At 51.9% G+C, this 20655-nt stretch carries 21 protein-coding genes and 2 pseudogenes; 15 read left to right on the top strand and 8 right to left on the bottom strand.

Annotated features, from left to right (window positions below):
- Positions 1 to 110 precede the first annotated feature (110 nt).
- Positions 111 to 515: an Rrf2 family transcriptional regulator gene (locus PsAD37_RS16010; protein ID WP_063296995.1), complete on the bottom strand. Its 405-nt coding sequence runs from the start codon at positions 513 to 515 to the stop codon at positions 111 to 113.
- Positions 516 to 578: 63 nt separating this feature from the next.
- Here PsAD37_RS16010 and hmpA point away from each other — a divergent pair, with 63 nt between their 5' ends.
- The 9 genes from hmpA to lipA all read left to right on the top strand — a co-directional run bounded on the left by hmpA (position 579) and on the right by lipA (position 10333).
- Entirely contained in the window at positions 579 to 1832 is a 1254-nt protein-coding gene (gene hmpA, locus PsAD37_RS16005; RefSeq protein ID WP_063296994.1) for an NO-inducible flavohemoprotein, read from the top strand.
- A gap of 300 nt (positions 1833 to 2132) precedes the next feature.
- Positions 2133 to 2399: a septum formation initiator family protein gene (locus PsAD37_RS16000; RefSeq protein ID WP_057466201.1), complete on the top strand. Its 267-nt coding sequence runs from the start codon at positions 2133 to 2135 to the stop codon at positions 2397 to 2399.
- A 251-nt stretch (positions 2400 to 2650) separates the two neighbouring features.
- Positions 2651 to 3634, top strand: a complete 984-nt coding sequence (pdhA, locus tag PsAD37_RS15995) for a pyruvate dehydrogenase (acetyl-transferring) E1 component subunit alpha (RefSeq protein ID WP_370446600.1) — start codon at positions 2651 to 2653, stop codon at positions 3632 to 3634.
- A 17-nt stretch (positions 3635 to 3651) separates the two neighbouring features.
- Positions 3652 to 5019, top strand: coding sequence for a pyruvate dehydrogenase complex E1 component subunit beta (locus PsAD37_RS15990; RefSeq protein WP_063296992.1), 1368 nt, complete (start codon positions 3652 to 3654; stop codon positions 5017 to 5019).
- A gap of 16 nt (positions 5020 to 5035) precedes the next feature.
- Positions 5036 to 6373, top strand: coding sequence for a pyruvate dehydrogenase complex dihydrolipoamide acetyltransferase (locus PsAD37_RS15985; RefSeq protein ID WP_063296991.1), 1338 nt, complete (start codon positions 5036 to 5038; stop codon positions 6371 to 6373).
- Positions 6374 to 6491: 118 nt separating this feature from the next.
- Complete coding sequence (locus PsAD37_RS15980; protein WP_063296990.1) at positions 6492 to 7355, top strand: N-acetylglucosaminyltransferase; 864 nt, start codon at positions 6492 to 6494, stop codon at positions 7353 to 7355.
- Between the two features lie 24 nt (positions 7356 to 7379).
- A complete protein-coding gene (lpdA, locus tag PsAD37_RS15975) occupies positions 7380 to 8822 on the top strand; it encodes a dihydrolipoyl dehydrogenase (RefSeq protein ID WP_063288847.1) in 1443 nt (480 codons plus the stop codon).
- Positions 8823 to 8915: 93 nt separating this feature from the next.
- On the top strand, positions 8916 to 9185 hold the full coding sequence (locus PsAD37_RS15970) for a hypothetical protein (RefSeq protein ID WP_244271761.1): 270 nt from the start codon (positions 8916 to 8918) through the stop codon (positions 9183 to 9185).
- A gap of 152 nt (positions 9186 to 9337) precedes the next feature.
- Entirely contained in the window at positions 9338 to 10333 is a 996-nt protein-coding gene (lipA, locus tag PsAD37_RS15965) for a lipoyl synthase (protein WP_057466208.1), read from the top strand.
- Between the two features lie 81 nt (positions 10334 to 10414).
- Here lipA and PsAD37_RS15960 read toward each other — a convergent pair whose 3' ends face one another.
- Complete coding sequence (locus tag PsAD37_RS15960) at positions 10415 to 11329, bottom strand: DMT family transporter (RefSeq protein WP_063296989.1); 915 nt, start codon at positions 11327 to 11329, stop codon at positions 10415 to 10417.
- Positions 11330 to 11449: 120 nt separating this feature from the next.
- Between PsAD37_RS15960 and PsAD37_RS29510 the strand changes: the two are divergent.
- Together PsAD37_RS29510 and PsAD37_RS29505 are read left to right on the top strand one after the other, a co-directional pair.
- Positions 11450 to 11620: pseudogene (locus PsAD37_RS29510) on the top strand (Ada metal-binding domain-containing protein); the annotation flags it as partial.
- 84 nt (positions 11621 to 11704) lie between these two features.
- Positions 11705 to 11968: a helix-turn-helix domain-containing protein gene (locus tag PsAD37_RS29505; RefSeq protein WP_342633582.1), complete on the top strand. Its 264-nt coding sequence runs from the start codon at positions 11705 to 11707 to the stop codon at positions 11966 to 11968.
- 93 nt (positions 11969 to 12061) lie between these two features.
- Here the strand turns inward: PsAD37_RS29505 and PsAD37_RS27625 are convergent.
- Positions 12062 to 12852, bottom strand: a pseudogene (locus tag PsAD37_RS27625) (crotonase/enoyl-CoA hydratase family protein).
- Between the two features lie 79 nt (positions 12853 to 12931).
- Here PsAD37_RS27625 and PsAD37_RS15945 point away from each other — a divergent pair.
- Positions 12932 to 13513 carry a TetR/AcrR family transcriptional regulator gene (locus tag PsAD37_RS15945; protein WP_063296987.1) on the top strand — a complete coding sequence of 194 codons (582 nt, stop codon included), beginning with the start codon at positions 12932 to 12934 and terminating at the stop codon, positions 13511 to 13513.
- Between the two features lie 51 nt (positions 13514 to 13564).
- Here PsAD37_RS15945 and PsAD37_RS15940 read toward each other — a convergent pair whose 3' ends face one another.
- Positions 13565 to 14518, bottom strand: a complete 954-nt coding sequence (locus PsAD37_RS15940) for an alpha/beta hydrolase (RefSeq protein WP_063296986.1) — start codon at positions 14516 to 14518, stop codon at positions 13565 to 13567.
- Between the two features lie 258 nt (positions 14519 to 14776).
- Between PsAD37_RS15940 and PsAD37_RS15935 the strand changes: the two genes are divergently transcribed.
- Positions 14777 to 15229 (top strand): type II toxin-antitoxin system RatA family toxin, encoded by a 453-nt coding sequence (locus PsAD37_RS15935; protein WP_084407858.1) that lies wholly within the window; start codon positions 14777 to 14779, stop codon positions 15227 to 15229.
- Between the two features lie 93 nt (positions 15230 to 15322).
- Here the strand turns inward: PsAD37_RS15935 and PsAD37_RS15930 are convergent, their stop codons facing one another.
- The 4 genes from PsAD37_RS15930 to PsAD37_RS15915 form a co-directional block, all read right to left on the bottom strand.
- Positions 15323 to 15775 (bottom strand): NUDIX hydrolase, encoded by a 453-nt coding sequence (locus PsAD37_RS15930; RefSeq protein ID WP_063296985.1) that lies wholly within the window; start codon positions 15773 to 15775, stop codon positions 15323 to 15325.
- Positions 15776 to 15905: 130 nt separating this feature from the next.
- A complete protein-coding gene (locus tag PsAD37_RS15925) occupies positions 15906 to 16418 on the bottom strand; it encodes a hypothetical protein (RefSeq protein ID WP_208991910.1) in 513 nt (170 codons plus the stop codon).
- A gap of 116 nt (positions 16419 to 16534) precedes the next feature.
- Positions 16535 to 17035 carry a CinA family protein gene (locus PsAD37_RS15920; protein ID WP_063296983.1) on the bottom strand — a complete coding sequence of 167 codons (501 nt, stop codon included), beginning with the start codon at positions 17033 to 17035 and terminating at the stop codon, positions 16535 to 16537.
- 31 nt (positions 17036 to 17066) lie between these two features.
- Positions 17067 to 18281 (bottom strand): bifunctional 2-C-methyl-D-erythritol 4-phosphate cytidylyltransferase/2-C-methyl-D-erythritol 2,4-cyclodiphosphate synthase, encoded by a 1215-nt coding sequence (locus tag PsAD37_RS15915; RefSeq protein ID WP_193778275.1) that lies wholly within the window; start codon positions 18279 to 18281, stop codon positions 17067 to 17069.
- Positions 18282 to 18507: 226 nt separating this feature from the next.
- On the opposite strand from PsAD37_RS15915, the gene dusB reads away from it, so the two are divergent.
- Together dusB and PsAD37_RS15905 are read left to right on the top strand one after the other, a co-directional pair.
- Positions 18508 to 19503, top strand: a complete 996-nt coding sequence (dusB, locus tag PsAD37_RS15910; protein ID WP_063296982.1) for a tRNA dihydrouridine synthase DusB — start codon at positions 18508 to 18510, stop codon at positions 19501 to 19503.
- Positions 19503 to 20651, top strand: coding sequence for a nitrogen regulation protein NR(II) (locus PsAD37_RS15905; protein ID WP_208991909.1), 1149 nt, complete (start codon positions 19503 to 19505; stop codon positions 20649 to 20651). The genes dusB and PsAD37_RS15905 overlap by 1 nt, the downstream gene beginning before the upstream one ends.
- The last annotated feature ends 4 nt before the right edge of the window (positions 20652 to 20655 follow it).

Genomic DNA, 20655 nt, shown 5'->3' with positions numbered 1-20655 from the left:
CTGGTTTGCGTTCTTTAGCATTAAGATGAAAGATTTTGTGAGTTCATTAATTTTGCTTGAGTCTTGTCGCTTCAACTGACGATGGGAGCAATGCAGCTTCTTTAAGAGCACTATTGGGTTGATATAGCGTCTTCTAATGTATGCTTATTCATGGTTTCAATGAATGATTGAGAGGCCTCGTAGAGGTAGTGCTTGACGTTGCAGGAACCGGTTATCCTACAAGTGTTCGTTGCTGGATCGAAGCACTCCACCATTGTCATGTTTGGTTCCAGTAATTTGATGACCTCACCCAACTGGATTTTGTTGCCTGGTTTGGCCAGCTGCATACCGCCCCCTTTACCTTTGAAAGATGAAATATACCCCGCTTCAACAAGGCGTAACACAATCTTCACTAAATGGTTACGGGAGATATCATGGTATTCCGAAACCTCTTTAACACTACATAAACGCTGGGGGTTTGAGGCGAGATACATGAGTGTTCTCAGGCCGTAATCCGTAAATTTTGTCAATTGCATCTTGACGCCGTAAGCTCTCGTTAATAATTAGCATTTGAAATGCACATTTAAGGGGCCGATCAAATGATCAGCCAAACTACCATTGAAATTGTTAAATCTACAGCACCTATTCTTCAGGAGTATGGAGAGGTATTAACACAGCATTTTTATAAGCGTATGCTTTCGCGCAATCCAGAGGTTGCCTCTTTCTTCAATACATCCAATCAGGAGCAGGGTACTCAGCAAAGAGCTTTGGCTGGTGCTGTAACTGCATTTGCGCTGCATATTGATAATTTGGAAGTTTTGGCTGGTGCGGTTGAGTTGATCGCGCAAAAGCACGCTGCTTTGCAAATCAAGGCTGAACATTACCCTATTGTCGGTGAAAATCTGCTCGCTTCCATTAAAGAAGTCTTGGGAGATGCGGCAACAGATAACATCATTAATGCATGGGAAGAGGCTTATGGTTTTCTCTCTAGTATTTTGATTGAGCGAGAAAGCACGATTTGCAAGGAAAAAGCTGATCAACCAGGTGGCTGGGATGGTTTCCGAGACTTTGAGGTTGTTAAGAAACAGGCTGAGAGCAGTAACATCACGTCATTCTACCTCAAGCCAGCAGACAGAGGTGCTCTGCCCCAATTTAAGCCGGGTCAGTACATTACAATAAGAGTACCAGACCCGAATACAGAAACCACCATGCGCAATTACAGCTTGTCCGACAGGCCAGATGCAGGCTGTTTTCGTATCAGTGTGAAGAAAGAGCTTGCTTTCGGTGAGGGGCACCCGGCTGGGTACGTCTCCAACTTGCTGCACAGTCGCATTGAAACAGGTGCAAAATTGGAACTAGCGGCCCCATGTGGAGACTTTTTTCTGAACGAAGAAGTTGAAGAAAACCGTCCGCTGGTATTGTTGGCTGCAGGTGTTGGCATTACCCCAATCCTGAGTATTCTGAAAGCAGCACTTGTGCGAGATGGAGACAGAAAGGTTATTCTGGTTCATGCCAGTCAGAACGAGACTGTCCAAGCTTTTAAAGGTGAAATAAATGAGCTTGCGCACCAGAACCAGAACCTGAAAGTTTATTATCGCTATAGCGACGAAGAGGCAGACGGCCAGTTCCGAACGGGTAATAGTTCAACCGGTTTAGTCGATTATAGATTTCTGGAGACTCTGCCTGCTAGCCTTGGTGCGGACTATTACTTTTGTGGGCCAAAGCCGTTTATGGCTGGTCTCTACTCTAGTCTTCAGGATCGCGGCGTGCCCGAAAAGCAGCTCAATTTCGAGTTCTTTGGTCCAAAAGAAGATCTACTGGTGTCACATGAACATCGTGAAGAGATGGCCTAATTTCACTCCATAGAGTGATTGAGCCGGCTGGTTTGAAATGGATGAGCGCCCCATTCGTGGGGCGCAGTCTGGTTGACTTTAATGAGATGCCAAAAGTTATGCCCATTTTTTTGGGGGCACACGATACTGCTCTGTTTTAGAAAAAATAACAGATAAAGACAGTTTTCAATTGTTACGGAAACTCTTGGTTAAGGGCGTTGTGAAATAGTGCTGGGCATGTGACCATTTTTGTAATGAGTAGGTCAGTCAGTGCTAGCTACCACACGTCAGCGAAAACACTCCTATCTAAAGAATCTCCTTGTGCCGGGTATTGCCATTGGTGCGCTTTGCTACTTTGCATTTCATGCGCTCAACGGTAAGCTGGGTCTTGTGGGTCGACCACAGATTGAACATGAGATTCTTGCGCTCGAATTGGAGCTTGATGAGTTGCGGGAAGAACGCCTGCAATTACAACGCCGTGTCATGTTGCTTGACCCGGAGAGCCTTGATCCAGACATGGTGGATGAGCGGGCTCGCGCTTCCCTAAATCTGGCGCACGTGAATGAAGTTGCAATCATGCGCAACTGAAACATCAGCGTGCATTAACTTAAAATGAGTTGATTTGATTGAGTTAACCCAATTTAAGTTAACTTGAAAATATCAGTAAAATCAATATCTTAGATAAATCCACAAGTGTTTCTGCTCATATTGGCATTCTACGCTGTGGGCGATAGTGTGCTTTCACCAATTCACGTCACAAAGAGACGAGGCTCATGGCTGGAACTCAATCCAAGTCTTCAGGCGGTCGCGCTAAAAGTGCTACCAAAGCCCGCGGTGCGATGAAAAACGTACCTGCACTAGTAGAATTCTCCAAAGATGAAGAGCTAAACGCTTATCGCGAAATGCTTTTTATCCGTCGCTTCGAAGAAAAGGCGGGTCAGCTTTACGGTATGGGTCTGATCGGTGGCTTCTGTCACCTTTACATCGGCCAGGAAGCTGTTGTCGTTGGAATGGAGATGGCCAAGGAAAAAGGTGATCAGATGATCACTTCTTACCGTGACCATGCTCACATGCTCGCTTGTGGCATGGACCCGAACGGCGTGATGGCCGAATTGACTGGTCGCAGCGGTGGTCTGTCCAAAGGTAAGGGCGGTTCCATGCATATGTTCTCCAAAGAACAGGAGTTCTATGGCGGACACGGCATCGTGGGTGCTCAGGTCTCACTTGGTACCGGTCTTGCGTTTGCGAACCGTTATAAAGAGAACGGTAAAGTTTCCATGGCGTTCTTCGGCGATGGTGCTGCCAACCAGGGTCAGGTTTACGAGAGCTTCAACATGGCGAAGCTTTGGAACCTGCCAGTGATTTACGTCATTGAGAACAACAAGTACGGCATGGGTACCTCCATTGAACGTGCTTCTTCCACAACAGATCTTAGCCAGCGCGGTGCTTCCTTCGGCATTCCGGGTGTTCAGGTTGACGGTATGGACGTGCGCGCGGTGAAAGCTGCGACCGACTATGCGATGGAATGGTGCCGTGAAGGCAATGGTCCTTACATCCTTGAGATGATCACCTACCGCTACCGTGGTCACTCCATGTCTGACCCTGCAAAATACCGCAGTAAAGATGAAGTCCAGAAGATGCGCTCTGAGCATGACCCGATTGAACAGGTTCGTGCTCGCCTTCTTGAAAAAGAATGGGCAAGTGAGGACGATCTGAAGGCTATCGATAAAGAAGTACGCGCTGTTGTTGCTGCTTCTGCTGAGTTTGCACAGAATGATCCTGAGCCGGATCCATCTGAGCTCTACACAGATATCGTGCTCTAAGGTCGGGATAATACATTATGGCTGTTGAAATTTTAATGCCTGCGCTTTCTCCGACCATGGAAGAAGGCAAACTTGCTAAGTGGCTTAAGAAAGAAGGCGACACCGTTGCTGCAGGTGACGTGATTGCTGAAATCGAGACCGACAAAGCAACCATGGAAGTGGAAGCGGTTGATGAGGGCGTGCTTGGCAAGATCCTCGTTGCTGAAGGCACCGAAGAAGTAAAAGTGAATGCGCCGATTGCAGTTTTGCTGGAAGAAGGCGAAGATGCATCTGCTGCTGACAATCTGGGCGCTGCTCCTGTTGCACCGGCTGCACCTGTGGCTGCTGAAGCACCAGTCGCGGCTGCTGCTCCGGTTGTAAGCGTTGCACCTGCTGATCCGGAAATTCCTGCGGGCACCAAAATGGTGAGCATGACCGTTCGTGAAGCTCTGCGCGACGCGATGGCCGAAGAAATGCGCCGCAATGAGAACGTGTTCCTGATGGGCGAAGAAGTTGCTCAGTATCAGGGCGCCTATAAGATCTCCCAGGGTCTTCTGGACGAGTTTGGCGAAAAGCGCGTGATCGACACACCAATCACCGAGCATGGCTTTACTGGCCTTGCTGTTGGCGCTGCGATGGCAGGTTTGAACCCAATTGTTGAGTTCATGACCTTCAACTTCGCAATGCAGGCGATTGACCACATCATCAACTCTGCTGGTAAGACGCTTTACATGTCTGGCGGTCAGATGGGTGCACCAATGGTGTTCCGCGGTGCAAACGGTGCGGCTGCTCGTGTGGGTGCACAGCACTCTCAGGACTTTGCAGCATGGTATGCTTCCATTCCAGGCCTTAAGGTTGTTCAGCCTTACACCGCAGCTGATGCGAAGGGTCTTTTGAAAGCGGCTATCCGCGATCCGAACCCGGTTGTGTTCCTTGAAAACGAGATCCTTTACGGTCAGCACTTCGACGTGCCGGATGTTGAAGATCTGGTTCTGCCAATCGGCAAAGCGAAGATTGTTCGCGAAGGTACTGATGCGACCATGGTTTCCTGGAGCATTGGCATGACCTATGCGCTGCAGGCTGTAGATGAGCTGGCAAAGCAGGGCATTTCTGTTGAGCTGATTGATCTGCGCACCATTCGTCCGCTGGACATGGAGACTGTTCTGGCCTCCGTTCGCAAGACTGGCCGTCTGGTGACCGTGGAAGAAGCTTTCCCAATCTGTTCCGTTTCCTCTGAAATTGCTTATCAGGTTCAGAGTGAAGCTTTCGATTGGCTGGATGCGCCAGTTCTTCGCGTGACCGGTAAAGATGTTCCAATGCCATATGCAGCAAACCTTGAGAAGCTGGCTCTGCCAAACACCAAGGAAGTTATCGATGCTGTTAAGGCTGTGACCTACACCGCCTAACCGGGAGACAAGTGGTATGCCAATCAATATTCTGATGCCTGCGCTTTCTCCGACTATGGAAGAAGGCAATCTGGCCAAGTGGCTGGTTAAAGAAGGTGACGCGATTTCTGCAGGCGATGTGATTGCAGAGATTGAAACCGATAAAGCGACCATGGAAGTGGAAGCTGTCGATGAAGGCACCATCGGTAAAATCGTGGTTGCTGAAGGCGCAGAGGGCGTGAAGGTGAATGCACCGATCGCGATCCTTCTGGAAGAGGGCGAAGACGCTTCTGCGATGGATGCAGCACCTGCTGCACCAACCGCTGCTGCTACCCCTCAGGCTCCTGCAGCACCTGCTGCTGAAGCGGCACCAGCTCCAGTTGCAGCTCCTGCACCTGCTGCTCCGATTGCAGCTTCTGGTGAGCGCGTGTTTTCATCCCCTCTGGCGCGCCGTCTGGCGAAGCAGAATGGTCTGGACATTGCGCTGATCGCTGGCACCGGCCCACATGGCCGCGTTGTGAAGCGTGACGTTGATGCAGCGATTGCTGCTGGCACTGGCAAGGCTGAGGCTGCTCCTAAAGCTACGGATGCACCGAAGGCTGCTGAGGCTCCAAAAGCTGCGCTGGCGTCTGGTCCATCTGATGAACAGACCCTCAAGTTGTTTGATGAAGACAGCTACGAGCTGGTTCCTCACGATGGCATGCGTAAGATCATTGCCAAGCGTTTGACCGAGTCTAAGCAGACTGTTCCACACTTCTACCTGACACTGGAGTGTGAACTGGATGCTTTGCTGGCTCTGCGGGCTCAGCTCAATGCGTCTGCACCGAAAGACGGCGACGGCAAGCCAGCTTACAAGCTGTCTGTCAACGACATGATCATCAAGGCGCATGCTTTGGCACTGAAAGCAATTCCAGCTGCTAACGCATCTTACCTTGAGAGCGGCATGGTTATGCATAAGCATGCTGACGTTGGTGTTGCTGTTTCCATCGATGGTGGCCTGATCACTCCGATCATTCGCCGCGCTGAAGAGAAAACGCTTTCCACCATCTCTATCGAGATGAAAGATCTGGCAAAGCGTGCTCGTGAGCGCAAGCTGGCTCCAACCGAATTCCAGGGTGGAACAACCTCTGTTTCCAACCTTGGCATGTTCGGCATCAAGGAATTTGCAGCGGTGATCAATCCTCCGCATGCAACCATCCTTGCTGTTGGTGCTGGTCAGAAGCGTCCAGTTGTGAAGGGCGATGAAATCGTCCCTGCGACTGTGATGTCTGTGACCCTTTCCACTGACCACCGTGCGGTGGATGGTGCGCTGGGTGCAGAACTTCTGCAGGCCTTCAAAGGCTACATCGAAAACCCGATGTCCATGCTGGTTTAATCAGGACTTACCGGCAGAAACAGGAGCCCCTGCTTTTCTGCCGGTAAATCCAAGTGGTAGGTGTGAGCAATTAGAGTGGAGTAAGCTGAAGACCGTTTGAGCAAGGAGACCGTATGATATGGTCAAAGTTGTCGATGGCTTCACGTTTTTCAACGAACTCGATACCCTGGAAATTCGCTTGGGCGAACTTTTCGATGTGGTGGATGAGTTCATTCTTGTAGAGGCCACCAAGACCTTTACCGGACACGAAAAGCCTCTCTATTTTGCTGATAACAAGTCGCGGTTTGCACCGTTTTTGAGCAAGATCCGGCATATCATTGTCGAGGACATGCCAGAGGCACCGCAGAACGCCTGGTCGAGGGAGTACCACCAACGCGATTGCATAGAACGCGGCCTTAAAGATCTTGCGGTGAAAGATCTGATCATAGTTTCCGACGTGGATGAAATTCCAAAGCCGGAGGCGCTGCTCAGAGCGAAAAATGACCCCAGGAGCTGTAAAAGCCTGACATTCTTTGGCGCAGATATTTTCCGATACAGACTGAATTTCAAAGACGATGTCTCGGATTTTACCTCGTGCCCGCGAATGATCAGTGCGATGTTTTTCAAAGGTGCTCAGGCTTTGCGGCGTGAGCGAGCTTATCAAAGCAAAAGTCTCTCTCCTGTTCTCGAGGCTGCTTTGTGGCAATGGAAAGCTCTTACACGGCACAGCCGGTTTATGCGACGTCAATTGATCAGGTCTTCCAGCTGGCACTTCAGCTTTTTGGGGGACATGGACAAGGTGGTTACGAAACTTGAGGCTTACTCACACACCGAACACATGAATGATGCCTATCTGGGCCGTGCGCAAAGAACGCTGGACCGTCTGGATGCGGGCGATGGCAGAGGAAAGCTGGTCGCTAAGGACAGCGGAGAACTGCCCGACTACGTTTTGGAGAACTTTTCCAAGTTCTCCCACCTTTATGTGGAGCCTCAAGCTCCTTGATGCCGATTTGGCGAGGTTAAAGAGATGAGTGGCAACGCCTACGACGTGATTATCATTGGTTCTGGTCCTGGTGGCTATGTAACCGCAATCCGCTCCGCGCAGCTTGGTTTCAAGACCGCGATTGTCGAGCGTGAACATATGGGCGGTATCTGCCTGAACTGGGGCTGTATCCCAACCAAAGCGCTGCTGCGTTCTGCTGAGATCTACCATTACATGCAGCACGGCAAAGACTACGGTCTTTCCGCTGAAGGCGTGAGCTTTGACGCTTCTGCTGTTGTGAAGCGCTCTCGTGGAGTTTCCGGTCAGCTCAATGGCGGTATCGGCTTCCTGATGAAGAAGAACAAAGTGGACATCATCTGGGGTGAAGCAAAGCTCACCAAGCCGGGTGAGATCGCTGTTGGGCCTTCTTCCAAAGACGCTATGCAGCCACAGCACCCAACACCTAAGGGTGTGAAGGGCCACGGCACTTATTCCGCCAAGCACGTTATTGTTGCAACTGGTGCTAAGCCGCGCGTCATTCCGGGTCTTGAGCCTGACAAAGAAAACATCTGGACCTATTTCGAAGCGATGGTTCCAGAAAAAATGCCTAAATCCATTGTTGTGATGGGTTCCGGCGCGATCGGCATCGAGTTTGCATCTTTCTATAAGACAATGGGCGTTGACGTGACCGTTGTTGAAATGATGTCGACCATTATGCCGGTTGAAGATCCTGAAATCTCCGCGATTGCGAAAAAGCAGATGGAGAAGCAGGGCATCAAGTTTGTGATGGAAGCGAAGGTTTCCAAGGTTGTTAAGGGTAGCGGTCAGGTGACTGCGACTGTTGAGACCAAAGACGGCAAGACGCAGGAAATCACCGCTGAGAAGCTGATCTCCGCTGTTGGCGTTGTTGGTAACATCGAGAACCTTGGCCTTGAAGCGCTTGGCATCAAGACAGACCGCGGCTGCATCGTGACTGACGGCTTCAGCCGCACCAACGTTCCTGGCGTTTATGCGATTGGTGACGTTGCTGGTCCTCCAATGCTGGCGCACAAGGCTGAGCATGAAGGCGTGATCTGCATTGAGAAGATCTCCGGCCTTGATGTTCACCCGATGAAGAGCGAGCAGATTCCGGGTTGTACCTACTGTAATCCGCAGGTGGCTTCTGTCGGTCTGACTGAGCAGCGTGCGAAAGATGCTGGTTATGAGCTGCGCGTTGGTCGTTTCCCGTTCATGGGTAACGGTAAGGCGATTGCTCTTGGTGAGCCTGAAGGTCTGGTCAAGACGATCTTTGACAAGAAGACCGGTCAGCTGCTGGGTGCGCACATGGTTGGCGCTGAAGTGACCGAGCTCATTCAGGGCTTCGTTGTTGCCATGGGTCTTGAGACCACCGAAGAAGAGCTGATGCACACTGTCTTCCCGCATCCGACCCTTTCCGAAATGATGAAGGAAAGTGTTCTGGACGCCTACGGACGTGCTCTAAATATGTAAATCAATTCCCTCTCACTGGAATTTTACCAGTGAGAGGGACTTAATTTTTCCCGGGTACTCTTCTTATCAAAAAGGAGAAGAACCGTGGACTTTATGAAATCAATCATATGGCTGGTGACATCAGCCGTTTGTGCCGTTGTAGCTACTGTGCTGGTGATGGCTACAGTTGGCGGAGACTTCGCCGTGTTGATTATCGCCGGATTTCTCGGTGGTATTTCAGGGGTTTACCTGTTCGAATTTGCGGATGTGGAAGTTTCCCTGGGGAATGAATATCTCGACCAGGCGGTCGTTGCGATGGTTGGCGCCATTGCGTTTGCTCTGATTGCCTCACTGATTGGTGGGGATGCAATTGGCTTTGAATAGGCGTGGTCCTGAGGCGCGGAACTGACTGAACACCAGTGTCTGGCATTGAGAGATGCTTCATTTCCTGTTATGGACCACTAAACTTATAAGAGACAGCGACACTGACCCTTAAGGCAAGTGTGACGCAAAGTCTCGGACCTGACGGAACTGATATGGTTACACTGGTAAATACACTCGATCCTAATCATAAAAGCCAAACGGCGTCTGCACTACAGGAAAAAGAGCGTCCGCGCCATCCGGAAAAAGCACATCGCCCGGATAATCCTGTTCAGCGCAAGCCAAAATGGATCCGTGTTAAGGCGCCCACTTCTCCTGTCTACAAAGAGACCCACGAGCTGGTTCGCAAGAACAACCTCGTCACGGTTTGTGAAGAAGCTGGTTGCCCGAATATCGGTGAGTGCTGGTCCAAGAAGCATGCGAGTTTCATGATCCTGGGTGATACCTGTACCCGTGCTTGTGCGTTCTGTAACGTACGCACCGGGATGCCGGGGCCAGTTGATCAAAATGAGCCGGAAAGCATTGGTAAAGCTGTTGCCTCCATGGAACTGCAGCACGTTGTTATCACCTCTGTGGACCGTGATGATCTTGATGATGGCGGTGCGACGCACTTTGCCAACGTGATTGCTGCGATCCGTAAAGCCTCTCCAAAAACAACAATTGAAGTGCTGACGCCTGATTTCCTTCGTAAGGAAGGCGCAGTTGAGATTGTTGTTGCGGCGAAACCTGACGTGTTCAATCACAACATGGAAACGGTTCCTTCCAACTATCTGAAGGTTCGTCCGGGCGCACGCTACTTCCACTCCATCCGCCTTTTGCAGCGCGTGAAGGAGATTGATCCTGAGATGTTCACCAAATCCGGCATCATGGTTGGCCTGGGTGAGGAGCGCAACGAAGTGCTTCAGCTGATGGATGATCTGCGTGTTGCTGATGTGGACTTCCTGACTGTTGGCCAGTACCTGCAGCCAACCAAGAAGCACCATCCGGTGATGAATTTCCCAACCCCGGACGAGTTCAAGGCCTATGAGAAGATCGCTTACGCGAAAGGCTTCCTGAAGGTTTCCGCGAACCCGCTGACCCGCTCTTCCCACCACGCTGGCGAAGACTTTGCCGAGCTGAAAGCAGCCCGTAAGGCAAAACAAGGCAACTAAGCGCCGGTTCCACTCCACGAGTTTTTAAAGAGCGTCACACTGCACGGTGTGACGCTTTTTTTGTTTGTGGGTGTTGCAAGATCAAGTTGTCTTCTTCGTTAGTCGCGGAAGTTTTATCTGTCCGGTTGCCAGCGCTACTCCTGTAAAGATAAAGAGCAGACCGGTCAGTAGGTTTGCTGTAAGGGTTTCGCCAAGAAATAGTACTCCCAAGACTACGCTGAAACCGGCCCTGAGATAGCTTCCTGTTGTTACTCCTAAAGGGCCAAGTGTGCGTACAAGGCGGAAATAAAGCACCATTGCAAGTGCAGTGGAGAACACACCCAGAGCAAGGATTGAGGCCAGAGATTCAGGCGATGGTGAAAGCTTCAATGGATGGTCGAGTGTGAAAGCAATCGGTGCCATAAGACAAGCTGCAAGGGTCATCGAGCATGCTGCTGTCAGCAGTGGTGGTTGATCTGAAAAGCGCTTTGCGTTCAGGGCAGCTAAGGCATAACAAAGGCTGGCCCCTGTGATTGCCAGTTGTCCGAGTGCTGAGTTTTGCTCTCCTGCAAAGGCCGTAGGCCCCATGATGACACCAATACCTGCAAATCCAATCAGAATACCGAGGAGCTTTTTGGCGTCTACGGTCTTGTCCTGCAAAACAAAGTAGCTGATCAAAAATACGAATAGAGGTGGCGTTGTGTTTAGTAGACCTGCAAGGCCACTGGAAGTATGCAGCTGCCCCCAACTGATGAGCGTGAAGGGGAGTGCGTTTTGCAAAATGCCTTGCACAAGAAGTTCACCCCACCGTTTGGCGGTATTGGGGAAAACGGTTCCGCTGATCATGACCAGTGTGATGAGGACTACAGCACCAATCAGCAGCCTGAGAAGAACGATGGTTGCTGGTGGAATGGTGGTGATTGCAACTTCGATAAGTGTGAAGGAAGCTCCCCAAAGGAAGGACAGGATTATGAGAAGGCAGAGCTCCGGAATGAGCTTGGCAGATGTTTGAGGCATAGTTGTCCTTTCAGAAAACCATAATTTCTTGCCACAAATGATCTGCTGAAACTCGCCGGATACGGACTCCATCGTCGATTAAAGATCGACAGATTCAAATAAAAAGAATTTACTGCTGCAATGATTGATGTGGCTGCAGAGTTCCCAGATTGGAAGACGTGTGATCGAGCGCGGTTAGCTAGAGATCGCAGGTATGATGGGGTGTTCTTCTCGGGAGTTAAATCTACTGGGATTTATTGCCGTCCTGTTTGTCCTGTTCGCCCTGCAAAATCAGTAAACGTTAGTTTCTATCCATCTGCTGCTGCGGCGGAACAAGCAGGGTATCGTCCGTGCCTTCGTTGCAGGCCCGAGGCCGCGCCCGGTAGCCCTGCATGGATGGGGACTGCAACGACTGTTGGACGTGCGATGCGTCTCATCCATACGGGGTATCTTGATAGTAACAATGTCCAGCAACTTGCTGAAACTCTCGGCATTGGTAGTCGCCATTTAGCGCGCTTATTTTCCCAGTATCTTGAGGCAACTCCCAGCCAGGTTGCTGCCACAGTAAGACTTCAGCGTGCAAAGCGTCTGATTGACACGACTGATCTCACGTTGGCAGAGATTGCGTTTGCCTCGGGCTTTGGGAATACGACGCTTTAATGCTGTGTTTCAGAATTTGTATGGCAGGCCTCCATCTTCACTTCGTAGGTTATGATTATTTGCGCGCATAGATTTACAGTCTGACGCTCCTCTCTAATTGCCGGCATAGGCGGGGGTTCTTCGTTCTATCCAGGCGTTGAGGCCTTCGTGGATGTCGTTGGTGGGGACCATTTGGGCGAATTGGGCGGCTTCGATTTGGAGGCCTTCGGCGATGGTTGTGTTGAGGCCGCGGGTGACGGCGGTGAGGATGCGGGCGGCGGCGAGTGGGGAGTGGCGCAGGATGCGTTCTGCCAGAGCGAAGGCTTCCGGCAGCAGGTCATCGTGCGGGACGACCTTGTTGATGAGGCCAAGCTCACAGGCTCGGTCCGGACCGAACGGGTCTCCGGTGAGCAACAGTTCCAGCGCGCGCTTGCGACCGGCGAGACGGGGCAGGCGCTGGGTGCCGCCGAAAGTGGGCGGAATGCCAATGTTGATCTCCGGTTTGGCAAAGACGGCACGGTCTGAGGCGATTGCCAGATGGGCGGCCTCGGTGATTTCGCAGCCGCCCCAAAAGCGATGCCGTTGACGGCGATGATGATGGGCTTGGTGAAGTTTTCTATGCGGCTGGTCATGGTCTGGCCACGGGCTACGAATTGTTTGACGGCAACATCTGTCCCTTTGATGATGCTCTGGGAGAATTCATGAATGTCACCACCGGCGGAAAATGCCCGCTCTCCTGCGCCTGTGAGGATCACGGCGCTGATTTTCGGGTCATCTTCAATCCGGTCCAGAAGGTCCAGAAGGCGGTCGTTGGTCTGGTAGTTCAGTGCGTTGAGTTTTTGCGGGCGGTTTAAGGTGAGCAGTGCAATGCGGTCTCTGACTTCAAACAGAACGAGCTTTTTCATGGTGTTTCCCTCATTTCAAGCTGGATTGACTCAAGGGTAGGAGTGCTGCACTCTTCAGTAAACTCACTGGTTAGTATACATGGTTCAGAAAACTCAGCGGACGACCCGCGATCGCATCTTAGATGCTGCAAACAAGTTGTTTTACGGTGAGGGCATTCGTGCTGTCAGTGTGGATGCCGTTGCCGAGAAAGCAGGGATCACCAAGAAGACGCTCTACTACCATTTCAAAAGCAAAGATGATCTGGTGACTGAGTACCTTATCTCCCGGGACCAACCCAATCTGGAAGCATTTGCGACGTGGTTTGATGAGGCGGAAGGCAGTGCTGCGGACAAGACTGCTGCAATTTTCCTGCGTGTTGCGTCAAACGCCCGGCATCCGAAATGGAAGGGATGCGGTTTCATTCGCACAGCTGCGGAACTGGCTAACATGCCGGGGCATCCGGCTGTTGTTGTGGGGGCAAAGCACAAGAAGGCGTTTGAGGCTTGGTTGGCAGAGCGTTATACGCTTGCTGGTTTGATGGAGCCTGAGGTTCTGGCACGCCGTGTGGTGTTGCTGATGGAGGGGGCGTTTTCGACCATGCTTATCCATCGTGATCCTGCTTATGCTGAGGAGGCTGCAGATACAGCAAAGTGCCTTGTTGAACTGCAAGGTAAGGCTTAGCTGGTTTTGGTGTGTGCGCCTCACCACGATGGGAGGCGCTTCTTTAGGAACTCAGCTGGTTGCCAGTGCTCTGGTGGTGCTCATGTTCTGCAGCCATGTGGTGATGTAGGACAGGCTTTCCTCCCAATTGTCTTCCAGCATGATGTCGTGTCCGGCATGGGGCACGATTTTATGCGTTGCCTCATAGAGGGCAGAAGAGTGCAGGGAGCGGTTGAAGGGGATGATGGCGTCTTCGCTGGCCGTGAGCCATAGTTTGGGTGTTGCATCATCCAGCGGCGGAAACCATTGCGGCGGGCGATGTTGCAGGAGCACGACGTTGGATTCTGGCCCAAGTTGGCTCTGAATGTACTGGGCAACCGGGTTCGAGCGATCCGCAAGGAACCATTTTGCGACGGTTTTGGGGGATCTGAACTGGAACTTGTATCCCAAAAGGGGGGACAGCGCTGTTCCAAGCCAGTCGATGGACATAGCGTTTTTCAGGCAGTCTTGCATAACGTCAATGGCGGTCCATGAGGCGACAAAAACGGCAGCTTTCAGCCCGCCGACATACTTCAGATACCACTGCACCAAAGCGCCGCCCATGCTGTGGCCGATCAGAACGGCTGGCTGGTCATGGCGGGTAACCTCCTCCTGCACAAAGCGCAGGTAATAGCCCAGTGTGGCTTCTGCTGTGGGGCGTTGTTCTGGTGAGTGACCGTGGCCGGGCAGGCTGATGGCGACACTCTCCCAGCCGGATTCTGCGAGTTTTTCCTGATAGTTCTTCCAGCACCATGCGCCATGCCACATGCCGTGGATGAAGATGAGCGGGGTTTTGTGCCGGGCTTGGTGGGGGATGTATCTGATGCGTTCAATTCCGCCTTCGACCACTGTGATTTGATGGTATTTGGCGGTTTCTTCGCGGCTGATGACCTGCACAGGACTATCGGTGAGAGTATTAGTGGTTTTAATGTAATCTTCTTCTCCGCCTTCTTTGGCGAGGTGGGAAATTTTAAAAGGACTAAGCATTGGGTTTGCTTTCAAAAAGAGCTAAGTATTAGCGCATAGTGTAGAATTGAGTTTTGAGTACTGGCCAGAGTTTTGAGAATGAAACGGTTGCGTTAGATCGTCGCGGTATAATTGCGACTTGAAAATTTCTGATGCTTTTGGCTCACAGGGGCCTGCTTGATGAGAGAAAACCTGAAAATTTTCTTGGCAAATCAAAAAAGGTCGCTTAGAGCATCCTGAAGAATTTTTGAAAAACTAGAAGAAAAAGAACGCGAGCATATGCCGTCTTTCGAAAGCACACATCGAGTTCAGCACAGTGCTGATGATATGTTTGATCTGGTTGCAGATGTGGACCAGTACCCTCAGTTTGTGCCTTTATGTCAAGCATTGCGTGTGCGCGGACGCCGGAAGATTGATGACCACCGTGAAATGATGGTGGCGGATATGACTGTGGCTTACAAAGTTTTCAAAGAGACATTTGCCAGCCGTGTGACCCTTGATCGTGAGGCGAGTAAAATTACGGTTGAGTATCTGGATGGCCCGTTTCGCCATCTGGAAAATGTCTGGAGCTTCGATCCGGTTTCCGAAAAGGAATGTGATGTGAGCTTCTATATCAATTATGAGTTCAAGAGCCGGACACTTGGCACCATGATGGGCGCTATGTTCGACCGCGCCTTCCGCAAATTCTCTAGCGCCTTTGAAGACCGCGCCGACAAAATCTACGGCACCTAAAAATCTGAAGTCTGATACCCACTAAAATTGGATGTATTTAGATAATATAAATATATTCCATAATCACAAAGGTGACCCATTTTCTTGTATGGGCTATCGCAGGGTCTCCAGGTGTTGCTTTAATCCTGTAGGGAAGAGGTCAACGCCGTTTGGGGTGAGCTCTTCGGGATCGAACCAGCGTGCGGTGATTTCTGTTCCGCTGTCTTCCTGAAATGTGATCGCTTCCTGTGTGGTGAATGCCTCTGGCGGGAAGGTCACATTTGCGATGAATAGGATCTCGTGGCCTGTCTGGCCTTCGTGCTCATAAATGTTTTCCATGATAACGGGGTCGCCAGAGATAGTGATTTGGATGTTGAGTTCCTCCCTGAACTCTCTGATCAGGGCTGTCTTCCAATCTTCCCCAAACTCCACTGAACCACCAAGTGGGCGGACGCCTTTGAGGTTGCCTGCGTCATCATAGATTTCTGCCGCCAACAGGCGATTGTTGCGCCAGTACAGGCCGAGGGCTTTCACCTTGATTGTTTGTGCTGGTCGCCAAATATGCATTTTGCTGCTGCTCCTTCATGTAAAATATTCATGTACAAAGAGCAGCCGAATGAAGTGCATTGGCGCTGATCAGTCGGTTATTTTCAGGTCTTTCGGCGTTCTTGTGGCTGAAAGACCTCAGAAATGCCGCTTAATTCTTGTCGCGATTGTTCAGGAACTGGCTCAGGCGGGAGCCTCTGTTCTCGTAGTTTTTGGAGATTTCGGCTTCAGCCTGCTCTGGGGTAAGGCCATTGCGCATGACGAAAGTGCGCCGGATTGCCTGAAAGCGGTTGGTGAGTTCCTTATCCGGATCACCATGCTCCATGGTCTTTTCAAGAGAAGCGTAAATGCCGACGTCTTTGAGGTTCAGCTGTGTGGTTGGTTTGGTGCACAGAACCACCCAGCCATAGCCCTGGTTTACTTCAAGGCGGATCTTGTGGCCAAGCTGTTCTTCCCATTTTGTCCAGGCAACAGAGTAGGGGCGCACCCAGTAGGACTGGCCGCACAGGCGCAACTCCTTATAGCCACCGCGTGGCATTTTCTGCACTTCGTGAGAGCCGATGAACTCGTCATCGAACCCTCGTGAAATGAGGAATACATCTGATGCCGCATAAGCTGAGGTGCTTAAGCACATGCCCAAAAACAAACTAGCAATATATCTCATGGGTATACCGTGACATTCCGTTGTAAATTTAAAACAGATTTTATCTAAGTTTTCTTAGAATGTCATAAGGTAGTAGTGCCTACCCGGTACTCTTTTAACGAGAAGGTAAATTTCGATTAGCTAGTTTCAATAAAATTTTCTAATAATTTTAACGCTTGTACCAGCGCCTGAAAGCGTATTCCCTCGCGTCCGGTGTTCTCGAAGAGGCATTGGACGTGCTTGGTTTCCTCTTGGTCAGCAGCAAAGCCAAAGTGGACAAGTCCGACAGGTTTGTCTTTGGTGCCACCGTCCGGTCCGGCGATGCCAGTAATGGAAACGGCCACGTTGGCATTGGAGCAAATCAGGGCGCCACTTGCCATGGCTTTGGCAACTTCGCTGCTGACCGCACCGTAGCTCATGAGCAGGTCAACGGGGACGCCGATCATCTCATGCTTGGCTTCGTTGGAGTAGGTGACGAAGCCACGATCGAGCACAGCAGAGGAGCCGGGCACTTCTGTCAGCAGGCCTGCGAGCAGGCCGCCAGTGCAGCTTTCTGCTGTGGTGATCTTGATCTCTTTTTCAGCGTATCTGGAGACGAGAACGCGTGCTCTTTCCTTAAGGCTGAGGATGTCGGTCATGGTTCTCTCTCCCTTGTTTTGGTGGCTTCGTTTAATCTTCAAACGGAAGCCGGATGGTTGCGCAGGCTTGCGCAGCAATGCCTTCCTGGCGACCGGTGAAGCCCAGCTTTTCGGAGGTGGTTGCTTTCACAGCCACGCGGCCAATGGGTAGATCGCAGATCTGTGCGATCTGTTTGCGCATTTCTTCCCGGTGTGGGCCGATTTTCGGAGCTTCACAGATCAGCGTTAAATCCAAGTGTGCGATCATGCCGCCGCGCTTGTGAACCCGGTCTATTGCGTATTTCAGGAATTGGTCAGAGGCCGCATCTTTCCACTGCATGTCAGAGGGTGGGAAATGCGAGCCGATGTCGCCATCTGCCAATGCGCCGAAGATGGCATCCGTCAGGGCGTGGAGGCCAACGTCCGCGTCGGAATGGCCTTTGAGTTTCTGGGTGTGCGGGATGGAAATGCCGCCGAGAATGACGGTATTTCCATCTTCAAATGCGTGCACGTCGTAGCCGGTTCCAACGCGAATGTCGCCAAGGTCTGCGAGTTGTTTCATGGCGATCTGTTCCTGTGCGTTCGTCATGTCTTTGAGTGTGGTGATCTTGATGTTTTGCGGGTCTCCTGTCGTGATAGTGACAGGTTTTCCTTGCCATTCGATGAGTGCCGTATCATCGGTGAAGCTGTCGATGTTCTCATTGATCGCTTCCTGATGAGCTGCCCAAATGAGCGGATACGGGAAGGCTTGCGGTGTTTGTGCGGCCCACAGGTGGGTGCGATCGACGGTTTCCAGAACTTGCTGGTTTGCATCTGCCCGCTTTAACGTGTCTGCCACTGGCACAGCTGGTAGTGCTGCTTGTGCGCCGTTTTGCAGGGCCGTGATAGCATCTTCGATCACCGCTGGTGTGATGAAGGGGCGGGCGGCGTCGTGGATCAGAACGTAGTCCGGGGCGTGCTCTTCCAGTGCTTTCAAGCCGCATGCGACAGATGCCTGACGGGTGGCTCCGCCCGTGACGGGCCTTATCAGGCGATTGTCAGTCAGTGAGCTTGCGGCCTCTTGATAGGCCTCGCCGTCTTCTGCGTGGATGACAGGCAGCACCAGATCCACCTGCGAGGAGGATAAAATTGCTTCCAGTGTTCTTTGCAGAACAGTCTTTCCGCCAAGGTCCCGGTATTGCTTCGGGCTGCTGTCATTTTGCGTGGACATGCGTGAACCGCGTCCGGCTGCAACTATGATGCATGCAATTTTTTCAGTGGACTGCAAAACTGGATCACCTGCTTTGAGTGTGAACTGCGTCCTCAGGGTGTGAGGTGGCGGCTCTTAGAAACTGTGTTGGTGAGGGTTTTGCTCGATTTAAGAGCGAAGCTCAACACTTCAATCTCTTCTCTTTAATATTCCCTTGCCTAAATTTTTAGTTTGGTTAGAATATGTGCAACTTCATATGCTGCTTATCAAATGTGCAACTGGGCTCTTTCAAGAAATATGCGTAATGCTGACGATAGGTAATATCCCCCTCAAAAACAAAGTTATTCTTGCGCCAATGTCCGGCGTTTCGGATTTGCCGTTCCGCCGTATCGCTTTGCGCTATGGCGTGGGTTTGGTGGTGAGTGAAATGGTTGCCAGTGAAGCGCTGTGTACTGGGCATCCAGAATCGCTGATGCGGGCCGAAGGTGAGGGGATCGATCCTCACATCGTGCAGCTGGCAGGCAAAGATCCTCACTGGATGGGCGAGGGCGCGCGCATGGCTGAAAAAGCCGGTGCGGATGTGATCGACATCAACATGGGCTGTCCTGCAAAAAAAGTGACCTCTGGTTACTCCGGTTCTGCTCTCATGAAAGATCTGGACCACGCCATGACGCTGGTTGAGGCGACGCTGGAGGCTGTGTCTGTTCCAGTGACGTTGAAGATGCGCCTGGGCTGGGATGAGACTTCCATTAATGCGCCGGAGCTTGCCAAACGGGCGGTGGATGCAGGTGTGAAGATGATCACCGTGCATGGTCGTACGCGCTCGCAATTTTACAAGGGCAAGGCGGACTGGCGGGCAATCCGGCAGGTGCGGGATGTTGTTCCGGATGTGCCGCTGGTGGCCAATGGTGATTGTTGCAAGTTTGAGGATGCCGACGAGATGCTGGCGCAGTCTGGTGCTGATCTGGTGATGGTTGGCCGTGGTGCTTATGGACGCCCGTGGGTGCCGGGGCGGATTGCGCATTATCTGGAAACGGGTGAACGGCTTGCTGATCCACATGGGGAAGAGCTGGCCGCACTTGTTGTGGAGCACTACGACGCCATGTTGGAGCAATATGGCTTTGAGATCGGCGTGCGGGCCTTCCGCAAGCATATGGGCTGGTATCTGGAAGCTGGGGGACGGCTTGATGATGCGCCGCAAGGATTTATGCGAGGGCTTATGACCAGTCTGGATGCTGATCTGGTGCGGAACACCCTTTATGACTGGTTTGTTCAAGTCCCTATGAGGAGTGCTGCCTGATGTTGGAGACGGGAGGAGACACTCTGACAGAAGCCAAGGCTGGTTTGGGCAAGGGTGTGCCGGGACAGGCCGTTTTGGATTCTCTGCCGCACCCTGTTGTGGTGGTTGGAGGAGATGACAAGATTGTTGGGGCAAACAGTGCGGCGGAAGACTTTTTCCATGCCAGTTTGTCGATGCTGAAGCGCCGTGAAGTGTCCTGGTTTGTGCCGTTTGGCAGCCCGCTGCTGGGGTTGATTGCACAGGTGCGTGAGCGCGGCGGTGCGGTTAATGAGTATAAGGTGGACATTGGGACACCGCGCATTGGGCAGGAGAAGCTGGTTGATATTCACGCTTCCCCTTTAAGTGATGCTCCGGGCGGCGTTGTGCTGCTGTTTCAGGAGCGCACCATGGCGGAGAAGCTGGACAAACAGCTGACCAGCCGCGGTGCTGCGCGTACCGTGACCGGCCTTGCTGCCATGCTGGCTCATGAGATCAAAAACCCGCTTTCTGGTATTCGCGGTGCGGCTCAGCTGTTGGAGCAGTCAGCCAGTGAAGATGATCGCACGTTGACCCGTCTCATCATGGAGGAGACGGACCGGATCGTGAAGCTGGTGGACCGGATGGAAGTGTTTTCCGATGAGCGCCCGATTGATCGCGAGCCGGTCAATATTCACGTGGTGCTCGATCATGTGAAACGTGTTGCGGAAAATGGCTTTGCCTCCAAGGTAAGGGTCGTCGAGGATTATGATCCCTCCTTGCCGCCCGTTTATGCCAACCGTGACCAGTTGGTGCAGATATTTATCAATCTGATCAAAAACGCGAGCGAAGCGCTGAGCGGCGTGAACGAGCCGGAGATTGTTGTCTCCACGGCCTTCCGTCCCGGTGTGCGTTTGTCTGTGCCCGGCGTGCAGGAGCGTGTGAGCTTGCCGCTTGAGTTTTGTGTGCGCGACAACGGCTATGGGGTGCCGGAAGATCTGCGCCCGCATCTGTTTGATCCGTTTATTACGACAAAGACGAATGGCTCTGGCCTTGGGCTGGCGCTGGTTGCCAAGATCGTGGGTGATCATGGCGGCGTGGTGGAGTGCGAGAGCGGCAATCGGGGCACGACCTTCCGCATTCTGATGCCTGCCTTTACCGGGCCTGACGTACATTCTGGAATTGAGGACTAAGAGT

Source organism: Pseudovibrio sp. Ad37, from assembly GCF_001623075.1.
GTDB lineage: Bacteria > Pseudomonadota > Alphaproteobacteria > Rhizobiales > Stappiaceae > Pseudovibrio.
This window is presented reverse-complemented; position numbering and strand designations above follow the sequence as displayed.